Annotated in this window: 16 protein-coding genes, 1 tRNA gene and 2 pseudogenes; 10 read left to right on the forward strand and 9 right to left on the reverse strand. The window is 65.5% G+C overall.

The window, feature by feature from the left end; all coding sequences use genetic code 11:
• The 3 genes and pseudogenes from A5652_RS13665 to A5652_RS13675 all read right to left on the reverse strand — a co-directional run.
• Positions 1-246: pseudogene (locus tag A5652_RS13665) on the reverse strand (ATP-binding protein); the annotation flags it as partial.
• Positions 236-640 (reverse strand): STAS domain-containing protein, encoded by a 405-nt coding sequence (locus tag A5652_RS13670; protein WP_067351874.1) that lies wholly within the window; start codon positions 638-640, stop codon positions 236-238. The gene A5652_RS13670 and the pseudogene A5652_RS13665, both read right to left, overlap by 11 nt.
• A 22-nt stretch (positions 641-662) precedes the next feature.
• A complete protein-coding gene (locus A5652_RS13675; protein ID WP_067351878.1) occupies positions 663-1,565 on the reverse strand; it encodes an STAS domain-containing protein in 903 nt (300 codons plus the stop codon).
• A gap of 160 nt (positions 1,566-1,725) precedes the next feature.
• On the opposite strand from A5652_RS13675, the gene A5652_RS13680 reads away from it, so the two are divergent.
• On the forward strand, positions 1,726-2,094 hold the full coding sequence (locus tag A5652_RS13680) for an STAS domain-containing protein (RefSeq protein ID WP_231990138.1): 369 nt from the start codon (positions 1,726-1,728) through the stop codon (positions 2,092-2,094).
• A gap of 187 nt (positions 2,095-2,281) precedes the next feature.
• Entirely contained in the window at positions 2,282-2,782 is a 501-nt protein-coding gene (locus A5652_RS13685) for a DUF6328 family protein (protein WP_067351882.1), read from the forward strand.
• A gap of 13 nt (positions 2,783-2,795) precedes the next feature.
• On the opposite strand, the gene A5652_RS13690 is transcribed toward A5652_RS13685, so the two are convergent.
• Complete coding sequence (locus A5652_RS13690; RefSeq protein WP_067351886.1) at positions 2,796-3,479, reverse strand: HAD family hydrolase; 684 nt, start codon at positions 3,477-3,479, stop codon at positions 2,796-2,798.
• A 241-nt stretch (positions 3,480-3,720) separates the two neighbouring features.
• Between A5652_RS13690 and A5652_RS13695 the strand changes: the two genes are divergently transcribed.
• From A5652_RS13695 to A5652_RS13705, 3 genes are all read left to right on the forward strand, one after another.
• On the forward strand, positions 3,721-4,038 hold the full coding sequence (locus tag A5652_RS13695) for a hypothetical protein (protein ID WP_067351890.1): 318 nt from the start codon (positions 3,721-3,723) through the stop codon (positions 4,036-4,038).
• 157 nt (positions 4,039-4,195) lie between these two features.
• Positions 4,196-4,498 carry a DUF4193 domain-containing protein gene (locus tag A5652_RS13700; RefSeq protein ID WP_067351892.1) on the forward strand — a complete coding sequence of 101 codons (303 nt, stop codon included), beginning with the start codon at positions 4,196-4,198 and terminating at the stop codon, positions 4,496-4,498.
• A 139-nt stretch (positions 4,499-4,637) separates the two neighbouring features.
• A complete protein-coding gene (locus A5652_RS13705) occupies positions 4,638-5,285 on the forward strand; it encodes a restriction endonuclease (protein WP_067351895.1) in 648 nt (215 codons plus the stop codon).
• Between the two features lie 56 nt (positions 5,286-5,341).
• Here A5652_RS13705 and A5652_RS13710 read toward each other — a convergent pair whose 3' ends face one another.
• Positions 5,342-6,031: a GAF and ANTAR domain-containing protein gene (locus A5652_RS13710; protein ID WP_067351898.1), complete on the reverse strand. Its 690-nt coding sequence runs from the start codon at positions 6,029-6,031 to the stop codon at positions 5,342-5,344.
• Between the two features lie 132 nt (positions 6,032-6,163).
• Here A5652_RS13710 and A5652_RS28955 point away from each other — a divergent pair, with 132 nt between their 5' ends.
• The 4 genes from A5652_RS28955 to A5652_RS13725 are packed head-to-tail and all read left to right on the forward strand — an operon-like array spanning position 6,164 to position 9,248.
• Positions 6,164-6,292 (forward strand): hypothetical protein, encoded by a 129-nt coding sequence (locus A5652_RS28955; RefSeq protein ID WP_255361837.1) that lies wholly within the window; start codon positions 6,164-6,166, stop codon positions 6,290-6,292.
• A gap of 30 nt (positions 6,293-6,322) precedes the next feature.
• Complete coding sequence (locus tag A5652_RS13715) at positions 6,323-6,883, forward strand: hypothetical protein (RefSeq protein ID WP_067351900.1); 561 nt, start codon at positions 6,323-6,325, stop codon at positions 6,881-6,883.
• A gap of 19 nt (positions 6,884-6,902) precedes the next feature.
• On the forward strand, positions 6,903-8,219 hold the full coding sequence (locus A5652_RS13720; RefSeq protein WP_067351902.1) for a peroxidase: 1,317 nt from the start codon (positions 6,903-6,905) through the stop codon (positions 8,217-8,219).
• A 15-nt stretch (positions 8,220-8,234) separates the two neighbouring features.
• Positions 8,235-9,248 carry a hypothetical protein gene (locus A5652_RS13725; protein WP_067351905.1) on the forward strand — a complete coding sequence of 338 codons (1,014 nt, stop codon included), beginning with the start codon at positions 8,235-8,237 and terminating at the stop codon, positions 9,246-9,248.
• Positions 9,249-9,295: 47 nt separating this feature from the next.
• Here the strand turns inward: A5652_RS13725 and A5652_RS27610 are convergent, their stop codons facing one another.
• Positions 9,296-9,499, reverse strand: a complete 204-nt coding sequence (locus tag A5652_RS27610) for a hypothetical protein (protein WP_156745322.1) — start codon at positions 9,497-9,499, stop codon at positions 9,296-9,298.
• 229 nt (positions 9,500-9,728) lie between these two features.
• On the opposite strand from A5652_RS27610, the gene A5652_RS26760 reads away from it, so the two are divergent.
• Complete coding sequence (locus A5652_RS26760; RefSeq protein ID WP_082983895.1) at positions 9,729-9,962, forward strand: hypothetical protein; 234 nt, start codon at positions 9,729-9,731, stop codon at positions 9,960-9,962.
• A 56-nt stretch (positions 9,963-10,018) separates the two neighbouring features.
• On the opposite strand, the gene A5652_RS13735 is transcribed toward A5652_RS26760, so the two are convergent.
• The 3 genes and pseudogenes from A5652_RS13735 to A5652_RS13745 all read right to left on the reverse strand — a co-directional run.
• Positions 10,019-10,092: transfer RNA gene (locus tag A5652_RS13735), tRNA-Pro, on the reverse strand.
• A 61-nt stretch (positions 10,093-10,153) separates the two neighbouring features.
• Positions 10,154-11,269 (reverse strand): PLP-dependent cysteine synthase family protein, encoded by a 1,116-nt coding sequence (locus A5652_RS13740; RefSeq protein WP_067351912.1) that lies wholly within the window; start codon positions 11,267-11,269, stop codon positions 10,154-10,156.
• Positions 11,266-11,644: pseudogene (locus A5652_RS13745) on the reverse strand (metallophosphoesterase); the annotation flags it as partial. The gene A5652_RS13740 and the pseudogene A5652_RS13745, both read right to left, overlap by 4 nt.

Below are 11,644 nucleotides of genomic sequence, written 5' to 3' on the forward strand. Positions count from 1 at the left end.
GCCGGGACCCTGGTCCTCGGCGCGCACCACCAGGGCCTTGCGCCCTTCCCGGTCGGCGATCGCGACGGAAACCGCGCCACGGCCGGCGTAACTGGTGATGTTGCGGGCGATTTCCGAGATCGCCGTGGCGATCATCGTGACGTCGGTGAGGGAGAATCCCAGATCAAGTGCGAGTTGGTGGCCGGCTTTGCGGGCTTCGACGATGTCGTCGGGATGATCGATTGCGACGACGATATCAGCCGCCACCGTCGGGCCCGATCGTTGACTTCGCTGCTCCGCCTTGGCGATTCAGAGCTTGGCGATTCAGCAGCGCGAGACCCTCTTCAAGATCCAGCGCGGTGTTCATGTCGTCGAACGCCAGACCGAGCTGGACCATCGCGAAGGCCACCTCCGGCTGCAAACCGACGATTACCGTATCCGCGCCGCGCAGCCGGGTCATGTGCGCGATCGTCCGCAGCGATCGGGCGGCGAACGAATCCATCACGTCGATGGCGGTGACGTCGACGATGATGCCCTGAGCGCGGAATTTGCTGACCCGTTCCATCAGGTCGTAACGCAGGCGTTCGGCGTCGGAATCGGTGAGGGCGGCCTGTACCGACGCGATGAGAATCGAGCCCTGTTTCAGAATCGGTACTGGCATGGGGTGCTCGTGTCGACTGTGATTATCCGGTTTGCTCGCCGGTGCGGGTGACCTCGTACCCCAGCAGGCGTTCGGCTTCCTCGATACCGCCCTGCAGGTCGCCGACGGCGTTCATCTTCGACAGGTCCAGCCCGATGGTCACCAGCGTCAGCGCGATTTCCGAGGACAGGCCGGTGATGATCACACTGGCGCCCATCAACCCCGACGCGTCGACCGTCTGCACCAGGTGGTTGGCCACCGTCGAGTCGATGGTCGGAACACCGGTGATGTCGATGACCACGACTTTCGCGCGGTTCGCGCGGATTGCCCGTAGCAGCTGTTCGGTAACCTGCCGGGCTCGCTGACTGTCGAGCACGCCGATGATCGGCAGGATCAGCAGCTGCTCGCGCACCTGCAGCACCGGCGTCGACAGCTCGCGGATGGCCTCCTGCTGCTGGCGGATGATGCGCTCGCGTTCCTGCACGAAGCTGACGGCCACGGTGTTGGCGATACGGTTCGCCGCCGGCTCGTAGGCGTCGAGGACGCGGTTGAGCATCTCGAAGTCGGTCTGGTACTTCTCGAACAGCGACCGCGCCAGCACGTCGCGGAGGAGTAGCACGATGCCGACGACCTCGTCGGTTTCCACGCCCCGGGGAATGATGCGTTCCGACAGGTCACGCGCGTAGTCCTGCAACGCCTCGACGCTACCGGTCTCGAGCACCTCGACGTAGCTGTCGTACACGGTTGTCGCCTCGGAGAAGATCTCCTCCGGGGTCATCGCGGTGAGCAGTTCGGCCTCGGTGATCCTGCGGGCCCACTCCTCGCGCAGAACGGTTCGATTCTGCCGCAGATGCTGAACCAGCTGTGGTAGCAGCCCCTCGGTGGAAACGCCCACGGCCTGTGCCGCAGTGCCGGTACTGTTGAAATCCGACGGCGAATCTGACATCTGGCCTCCCGAGTGCCACGTCGCGCCCTGCGGTCTGCAGTTCCCTTTGCGAGACTAGCTTGGGTTGTCGCGGGGCACGTGCAGAGGGCATATTCTTCACGCAGTTCGTAACGGCAGGCTAGGGTTGAACCACGCCACGGCCCAGGACGAAGGATTGCCATTGTCAGCTCCTGATTCGATTACCACGTTGGTTGAGGACCACGACGGGGTGTCCGTGGTCAGTGTCAGCGGCGAAATCGATTTGGTCACGGCGCCGGCCCTGGAACAAGCCATCAGCGCGGTCGTCGCAGATAGCCCGACGGCACTGATCATTGATCTCTCCGCGGTCGAGTTTCTCGGTTCGGTCGGGCTGAAGATCCTGGCGGCGACCTACGAGAAGCTTGGTAAGCAGACCGGGTTCGGCGTGGTCGCACGCGGCCCGGCCACCCGCAGGCCGATCCACCTGACCGGTCTGGACAAGACCTTCCCGCTGTACCCGACGCTCGACGACGCGTTGACCGGGGTTCGGGACGGCAAACTCAACGGCTAGCGATTCACCCCGCGGGCGGCGGCCGTTTCGCGCGCCGGCTCCGCCGTACCCATCGCTTGCCTGACAACATGTTTGGTGCAGGTGCGCCGAATTCGGTTCCGCGCAGCGGCGATTTCGGGACTAATATTGTCGAACGCGGGCGGCCCGATCCGGTGTCCACACCCAGCTCTGGTGCGATGATCATGGTATGGACGTCGATCATCCGCAAGAAGACCAGCGGTGGGATCGCCGTGAGCGAGGCGAAACCGAAGTTCAACGGCTGGACCGCAATTGGAACAGCCTGCTGCAGGAGCTGCGGGTCGTCCAGACCGGGGTGCAGCTGTTGACCGGATTCCTGTTGACACTGCCGTTCCAGCAACGCTTCGACGTGTTGGGACCGCCGATGCGCATCATCTATCTGGCGACCGTGGTCTGCGCGGTGTGCGCGACCCTGTTGTTGGTCGCTCCGGTTGCCATGCACCGGATACTCTTTCGGCGTCACCGGCTTCAGGTCCTCGTGTCGGCCGCACACCGGTGTGCCTTCGCCGGGCTGGGCTTGCTCGGTCTGTCCGTGATCGGCCTGACCACGATCATTTTCGCCGCGGTGGCGGGGCGAAATGTCGGCCTTATAGCGGGCGCGTGCGCGCTGCCGCTGTTCGTCTTCTTCTGGTGGGTGCTGCCGCTGGTGTTGCGCACGCACGGCCAGTGAGCGAGCTCGTCGGTCAGCGGCCCGGCGCAAGTGCGGAGATCCGGGTGGATTCCAGGTGCTTGAGCAGGTCGCGGGCATCGGCGAAGACGGGTTCGGCGCCCGCGTCCTGCAGCTCGGCGCGGGCGATGCCGCCGCTCAGCAGCCCGATGCAGGGCAATCGCGCGCCGGCCGCGGCGTGTGCGTCCCACACGGCGTCGCCGACGAACACGGCATGCTCGGCATCCACGCCGGCGCGGTCCAGGGCCACCTGCACGATGCCGGGTTCGGGCTTGGCCGTGTCGACGTCGCGCGACGACGTCGTCTCGGAGATGATGTCGTCGCAGTCGAGCACCTTGCGCAGGATCTCCAGTTCGTCTTCGGGCGCCGAGCTGGCCAGCACGACCTGTAAGCCCAGGTCGGCGACGCGGTGCAACAGGTCGCGGGCACCGGGCAAGGGCTGCAGCAGCGGCGTGATTTCCCGGTAGTACTCGCTGTGCTTGTCGCTGAGCCGCTCCTGGACGTCGTCCGGGGCGTCATCGGAGAGCGTGCGGACCAGCCGGGATCCGTCCATGCCGATGCAGCGATGGATTTGCCAGGACGCCACCACCATGCCTTCGGCATCGAATGCGCGTTGCCAGGCGTGAACGTGCAAATAATTGGAATCCACCAGGGTGCCGTCGACGTCGAACAGGACCGCGGGTGTTCCCCCGCGCGCCATCAGTGCGGGCTCCCCGCGTCGGTGCCGGGGCGCGTGCCCGCGTGCGATCGTGAAGTCATGTGTCCGGCATACCCATGCCCGCCACACCTGACACGGTGGTGGTTTCGTTTGGCTACCGGGGTGACGGGTACACGTGCGTGGTGATCCGCGACATCGGGGCGGTTTCGTCGCGCCTGTCGGCGGAGTGGGCCGTAACCGTTGCCGTACGAATGATGCTGGTAAACAATAACTTCGGCGAGGAATGACGTTGGGTTATCGCAAGAACGCCCCAGTCGACCATGCCCGAACCACTCGTCAGCACGCCGGCGAATCCCTCAGGAACGGCGCCAACGTCCCCGGCCTTGCCGGTTCGGCCGTCGCGGTGATGGCGCTGACCGTGAGCTTGTTTGCGGTGGCGACCGGACATCTGGCGACCGGCGCCATCGCCCTGATCGTGGCTGTCGTGCTCGGCGCCCTGAGCGCGGCGTGGCTGATGCGTGCCCACCGCAAGGTCCGCGACGCCGAACTGCGCTGGCACGCCGCCTATTCCGACCAGCCCGCGCCACCGCCCAGCAGCTGAGCGTCCGGGTTTTGCCGCGCGTGCCGCTGGGATTCGCACGGTCGCCGCAACTTTTCGAGCCGCATCGGTGTAGCCCGCCCCGGAACTGGGTACTGCCTGCGCCACGGGTGAGTACAGGAAAGTGCGTCAGCCCGTTCCATGGCAGGAAGGAACTCCGATGGCGACCACCACTGACTACGACGCACGCCGTGTATCCGACGCCGACACCCAGGACAAGCCCTCGCTGCGCGAACTGGCGCCGGCATTGCAGGGATCCGTCACCGCCGTGGTCGACGAGGACCCCAACGATGTGAACTTCTTCGAACTACCGGGCGCCGACCTGTCCGGGGAAGAGTTGTCGGTAACGGTGATCCCCCAGCGCGCCGACGAGTTCACCTGCTCGAGCTGCTTTTTAGTACAGCACCGTAGCCGGATGCGTGCCTCCGGTTCCGGCCTTCCGGTGTGCGCCGACTGCGCCTGATACCCGCTCTCAGACGGGACGAGCCGCCCCACGTGTTGTGGCGCGGCCCTCAACGGCGCCGGTTGCGCTGAATTGTCAGCGGCATCCACTAGGTTCAGCGGACAACTGGACGTCGGCGCGAACGGCACGTTGAGGAGTCATGGACAAGATACTCGGGTCGCTCCTCGTGCTGGGGTTAGCGCTCCCTTGGTATTTCACGCAGAAGGCCACGGGCAGTCCGGCGGCGGGATGCTTGGCCGGGCTCGGTGGGCTCGCCGTCGCGGTTGCCATCCTGTGGTGGCTTTCGGTGCAGCGGGACCGATACCAGGCCGACGCCCAACGACGACGCGATCTCAGATTCGCGAAGTCGGGGCTGCGGGCGATCGACCGGATGTCCGGCACCGAGTTCGAGGAATTCGTTGCGGCACAGCTTCGCATCGCGGGCTACAGCGTCGCACCCACGGCCAGCACCGGCGACTACGGCGTGGATCTGATCGCCAAGAAAGACGGCCTCCGCATGGCGGTCCAATGCAAAAGGCTGGCGAAGGCCGTCGGTGTCGCCGCCGTCCAGCAGGTCGTGGCCGGGGCGCTGCACCATGGCTGCAATCGGACGGTCGTCGTGACCAACCAGACCTTCACCAAGGCGGCCCGCCAATTGGCAAGCACCCATCAGTGCCGGCTGGTGGGACGCACCCAATTGCGAAGCTGGACGCGGATCCAGCCCATCGTCGTGCGGGGCCCGCGACGCATGCACGATGTCTCGCCGCACGTCAGGACTCAGCGACTGGAACCGGAGTGGGAAGCCTAGCGAGATAGGTTGGGTCACAGCATGTTCGGCCCGACAAGACGGCTATGCCCGCGACCTCATCGCCCGGTAGCGTCCTCGATCACCCGGCGCGCGACGTCCCGCAGCGGGATGTTCATGCTCTGCGAGAGTTTGATCAGGGTATTGAAGGCCGTCTGGTCGTCGAGATCGTAGCGCTCGATGAGGATGCCCTTGGCCTGTCCGATCGTGTCGCGGGTGCTCAGGGCTTCCCGAAACTGTTCGGTGCGTACGACGTTGCTCCATGCCAGGGCGCCCATCGTCGCGAACATGGCGGCGACCCGCCGAGAGTCTTCGGAGAAGGACTGCGGCCGTTCGGCGTAGAAGTTCAGCGCGCCCATGCTCAGCTCGTCGGCGAACATGGGCAGCGACAGCACGCTGCGAATCGGTGTGTGCGCGAGCGCGTCGGCTTGATACTTCGGCCAGCGCGCGTCGGCTTCGAGGTCGTCGACGACGACGACCTTCCGGGTCCACGCGGCGTGAACGCAGGGCCCTTCGAGGTGGCGCTGCTGGAACTCGTCGAGCAACCGGGCGCACTCGTGCGTGACGGACGGGGTGCTCACCTCGTTCTGCCGACTGGTGACGGTGATCCCCGCTTCCTGGGCACCCGGAACCCAGCGCGCGGCCGCCGTGGTCAGGTCGTCCAGCACTTCTGGGAAGGCCCCGGCGTCCGCCGAATAGATGGCGCGCAAAACGTCGGTGAGCAGGGTGAGATCGTCAAAATTGGTCACTGAGTGTCGCCCTCTTGCTTCGAGACCGATGCAGGCATTACCCCGTACCGTTTCAGCTGCCTGCGGTCTCGCGAGGCGATCACTTGGAATTTTGACGGCGACGAATGTCAATGCTGTTTGCTCAGCACTACGGTGAGATCCACTATATCGGCCCGGTTTCGGGTGATCGCGCCCGACACCGGCCCGGCGAAATGTGCGGCCGACGGATCGGGCGACCGCACCTCCGCCGAACCGGGTTACGCGGGCGACGCCAAGTGGTAGCGTCCGGCGCACCGAGACTTTGGAGCAACGATGGTGGCAACCGAAGACGAGTGGAGCAAACCCGCGGCCCTGGCCATCCCCAAGGAAGGCTATTTCGAACTCGAGCGTGGCCGGTATGGACCGCTGTATCCGCGGACCCCGGCTTGCTACGGCTTTTCCATCATCGCCAAAGTCAAGGAAGGCCGCGAGGAAGCCGTTCGCGCCTACGGCAAACAGATCGAGGAAGCCATCAGGGCAAACCCGGAGGTTCTCGCCCCGCTGCGTCTGCACTACCTGCGCTGGCAGCTCTTCGACATCGGGTCGGGGCTGCACTTCCAGTACCAGGGCATCTTCGACACCGACTTCGACAAATACACCGAGGACGCGGTGCACCTGTTCAGCCAGACCGGGATCACCACCGTCTTCACCAACCTCGAGGGCTTTCCCGAAGACTGGCGAGAGAACCCGGATGCCTTCGTCAAGTTCGTTCGAGAGCACCAGTGCCCGAGCTTTCTGGAATACGGCGAGTACCCCTACGTCACCGCCGACGAGATCAAGAAGGCGCTGCGGCTGAAGGCCGCGTTCGGCACCATGCTGGATCAGATGCAGTAACACCCATCGGAGCCTGCAGATGCTTGAGCTCGACGACATCCAGCACATCCTGCTGACCCGTACCCCTGCCATGACCGGACGGTACGAGTTCCTCTCGTTCGACGATGCTGTCGCCGGCCGCGCCTGGCTGTCCGAACTGGTGGACGTCGTGGAGTCCGCCGCGTCGGTACGAGACACCATGGACCGCACCAAGCGATGGGTCACCCTCGGCTTCACCTGGAACGGTCTTCGGGCGCTCGGCGTGCCGCAGGAGGCACTCGCGACCTTTCCGGAAGAGTTCCGCCAGGGCATGGCCGCACGGGCCGATATTCTCGGCGACACCGGTCGAAACCACCCTGACAACTGGGTCGGGGGACTGGCCGGCGACGACCTGCACGCGATTGCGATCCTGTTCGCGCGGGACGACGCCGAGCATGCCCGAGCCACCCGGGCGCATGACGACCTGGTCCAGAGGTGCGCGGGGGTGCGGCGGTTGTCATGTCTGGATCTGAACGCGACGCCGCCGTTCAACTATGCCCACGACCATTTCGGCTTCCGCGATCGGTTGTCGCAGCCGGTGATAGAGGGATCGGGCGAGGAGCCCACGCCAGGCTCGGGCGCACCGCTGAAGGCCGGCGAGTTCATCCTCGGCTATCCCGATGAGGTCGGCCCTGTGGCCAATGCCCCCCAACCGGATGTGCTCTCGCGCAACGGTACCTACGCGGCGTACCGGCGACTGCGAGAGCACGTCGCGTTGTTCCGCGACTACATCCGCTCGCAGGCCCGCACGCCCGATGACGAGGAGTTGTTGGCCGCGAAATTCATGGGCCGCTGGCGCAGCGGCGCTCCCTTGGTGCTCGCGCCGGACCGGGATGATCCCGAGCTGGGCGCGGACCCCATGCGCAACAACGACTTCAACTACAAGGAGATGGACCCGCTCGGATACGCATGTCCTTTGGGCGCCCACGCTCGACGGCTCAACCCGCGCGACACCGCGCACAACATGAACCGGCGAAGGATGATTCGCCGCGGGGCCACCTATGGGCCGGCGCTGGCCGACGGTGCTCCCGACGACGGAGCGGACCGTGGCATTGCCGCATTCATCATCGGCGCCAGCTTGATCCGGCAGTTCGAATTCGCTCAGAACGTCTGGATCAACGACCGCACGTTCCACGAACTCGGCAACGAACACGACCCGATCTGCGGAACGCAAGACGGCACAATGGAATTCAAGATACCCAAGCGGCCGATCCGCCGAGTTCTCAAGGGCCTGCCAGCGTTCACGACGCTAACGGGCGGGGCGTACTTCTTCCTTCCGGGAATCAACGCCATGCGCTATCTCGCGGCGCTCGACTGACAACAGGGAACCATCATGAGCACCTTGCCCGCCGCACGCACCTACAACCAATCCCACGTGGTGCGACCGCGCACGGGCGGGCGACGCATCAGCATCTACTGGACGTGGAGCTATCCGTGGGAATCCCAACGCGACGTCGAAGCGCTGGACAACCGCTTTTCGACGATGACCGAAGTGCGCAGAGCGGCATGGCCCCAGTACGAGGGATCCGACTGGAACGAGGCGCACTTCCTGCAGGGCATCGCCGGCACCTTGGAACTGTTTCACCGGTCGACGCTGTCCTTCCAAGAGCTTGCCGGCGACGCGACCGGCCATCCGGTCGCGGTGTTTCAGCGCATCGACCAGGCCGGCTACCAGCAGCTGATCGACGAACGGATATTGGCCGACACCGACACCCTGTTGGTGTTCGGGCTCGACCATCTCGTCGGCGAAGAGGAGGCGCGGGCCGAAGAGACCGCCGCGCTTCGCGCGTGGCTGAAACGCGAAGGCACCTGCCTGTTGCTGGCACCGCACCACGACGTTGGCTTCACCGACGACCCGGCACAGCGCCAGGTGGAGTACCTGCACCATGGGGACCCGCTGGTGCCGCGGCAGCAGCGATTCACCGCCTACACGCGTTCACTGATGCAGGCGCTCGACGTCCCCGTGCACAACACGTGGGGATTGCGCCCCGCGCTGGTGGAGGGGACCAATCAGATCGCACCGCTGACCGGCTTCCGCGATCTCGACGGACCGGGCCTGCTTGACGATGTCAGCACGCTGAACTTCCACCCGCACCTGCCGCACTACGCACTCACCGCGCCGGAAAGCGACCGGCTGCGCGTGCTCGGCAGGCAGCGCGTGGACCCACAACGGCCCCATCCCTTTACCGCGGCGGGCAACAGCGAATTCAACGCACTGATCTGGATGCCGCCGGACGCCGACCGGTCCGGCGACATCGTGCTAGTCGACTCCACGAATTTCACCACGCTGTTCGGCGGAACGGACAGCCTCAAAAACTTCTGGCGCAACCTCGCGACGATGAAGTGATGGAGTCGAAATGCGTGACGCGTCACGCTGCAGGTTTCGAGCCTTGATCAGCGCTCGATGTGGGCGGCCTCGATGTGCGCGATGTGTTCAAGGTGGCGGTCGATCGATTCCAATTCCCGGGAAAGCGTGCGAATCTGCGCCAGTACATCCACGCGCTGGCGAAGAAGTTTGTCTCGTCTTACGGCTAGGGTGACGCGCAGATCGTCATGCTGTGCCGAACTCACCGGCTGCGACGTGTGATTGGTGGTCATGGAGGGAGCCCTCCTTTGCAATGGGTGCCCGCTCCGGTAACCGAAGCAGGAGGTTCGCGGGTCCCGGACGCCTACGTCGCGCCGAACCCATGTGAATTTGTCCCGGACGCCAACGTCCCGCCGGACAACGATGACGCTACACCGAATAGCGCTCGGCTTACATGGCCGCAAAAGCTGTTCTCCCGGTTGGAAACGGGTATCCCGGCCGCACGAGGTAGAGGAGTCCAAAGTGACGAAAGATCATGGGTCGAGCGTCAAGAACGACAAACAATATGAGGGCCTGCGCAAGAAGGGAATGAGCAAGTCGAGGGCGGCGGCGATATCGAATTCGCCTGGCGCTTCCAGCAGGGGCGGCAAGAGCTCAGGAAGCAGCCAAAGCAGCCGTAGCAGCGGTAGCGGCAGCGGCGGCAACCAGTCCCAGAAGAAGGCGGCCGGTCGCGAAGGCGGCAAGAAGTCGAGCTAGACGTGATCGCGAGAAGCACTGACCGTACTGCTGCTGGTCAGTCTCTTGAATAAGGGTCGGGGTGGCGGGATTTGAACCCACGGCCTCTTCGTCCCGAACGAAGCGCGCTACCAAGCTGCGCCACACCCCGCTTGAAGCTTCGACAGCCTATCGCACCGGGCCATCGCCTGGCCAAACCGCGGTGCGTCAGATCACTTCCAAGAGCAAGATCGCTCGAACTCGACCAGCGCCTCGGCCGCGTTCGCCGGATCCAGTCCCTGCGCCGCCAGCCACTCGTCGCTGAAATAGGTGTCGCGGTAGCGGTCGCCGCTGTCGGCGAGCAGCGTCACCACCGAACCGCTGCGGCCCTCGCCAATCATCTCGGCGACCAGGCCGAACGCGCCCCACATATTCGTGCCGGTTGACGGCCCGACCCGGCGCCCCAAGACGGCGCTCACGTGCCGCGCGGCCGCGATCGACGCCGCGTCCGGGACGGCCACCATGCGGTCGACCACGCCCGGTAGAAACGACGGCTCCACGCGCGGCCGACCGATGCCCTCGATACGCGACGAGGTCGGCAGCACGATGTCGTAGCGGTCCTCGGCGTAGGCGGGAAAGAACGCGGAGTTCTCCGGGTCGACGACGCACAGCCGGGTGGCGTGTCGTCGATAGCGGATGTAGCGGCCGATCGTGGCGCTGGTCCCGCCGGTGCCCGCCCCGACCACGATCCAGTCCGGGACGGGGTAGCGCTCCTCGCGCATCTGCTCGAAGATCGATTCGGCGATGTTGTTGTTTCCGCGCCAGTCGGTGGCGCGCTCGGCGTTGGTGAACTGGTCCAGGTAGTGTCCGCCGGTCTCGCGTGCGACCCGCTCGGCTTCGGCGTAGACCTCGCTGGAGCTCTGTACGAAATGGCAACGGCCGCCGTGGGCTTCGATCAGCGCCACCTTCGACGTGCTCGTCGCCGCGGGCATCACGGCGACGAACGGCAAGCCCAGCAGGGCGGCGAAATAAGCCTCCGACACCGCCGTCGACCCCGACGACGCCTCGACCACGGTGGTGCCCTGGTCGATCCAACCGTTGCACAGCGCGTACAAGAACAGCGAGCGGGCCAACCGGTGCTTGAGACTGCCGGTGATGTGCGTCGTCTCGTCTTTCAGGTACAGCGCGACCTGAGCGCCGGGTCCGCCCGTGCTCCACGCGCAGGGCAGCGGGTAGCGCAGCAAATGGGTGTCGGCGCTACGGCGGGCATCGGCCTGAATCAGCCGGATCGCTTCGTCTGTCCAGCAGCGTGATCGGCTGCGGCCCGCGATCCGGGTCTGGTCGGTCAACGCACCGATGCTGTTGGCTGCGAACGGCTCAGATCGCTGGCCGCGTCGCGGCCGCCCATCGGGGTGGCGATCAAGGTCAGCAGGGTGGCCTCCGGCCGGCAGCAGAATCGCACCGGCGCGAACGGCGAGGTGCCCATCCCGGCGGAGACGTGCAACCGCATGTTCGCGCCCCAGCGGGACGGCCCCTTCGCGCGGGAGCGGTCCAGACCGCAGTTGGTCACCAGTGCGCCGTAGAACGGCAGGCACACCTGACCGCCGTGGGTATGTCCGGCCATCACCAGCTGATAGCCGTCGGCGGCGAAGCGATCCAGCACCCGTGGCTCGGGCGAATGAGTCAGTCCCAGCCGCAGATTCGCGGCCGGACTGGACGGGCCT

The sequence above is a fragment of the Mycobacterium sp. 1165178.9 genome (assembly GCF_001673555.1).
GTDB lineage: Bacteria > Actinomycetota > Actinomycetes > Mycobacteriales > Mycobacteriaceae > Mycobacterium.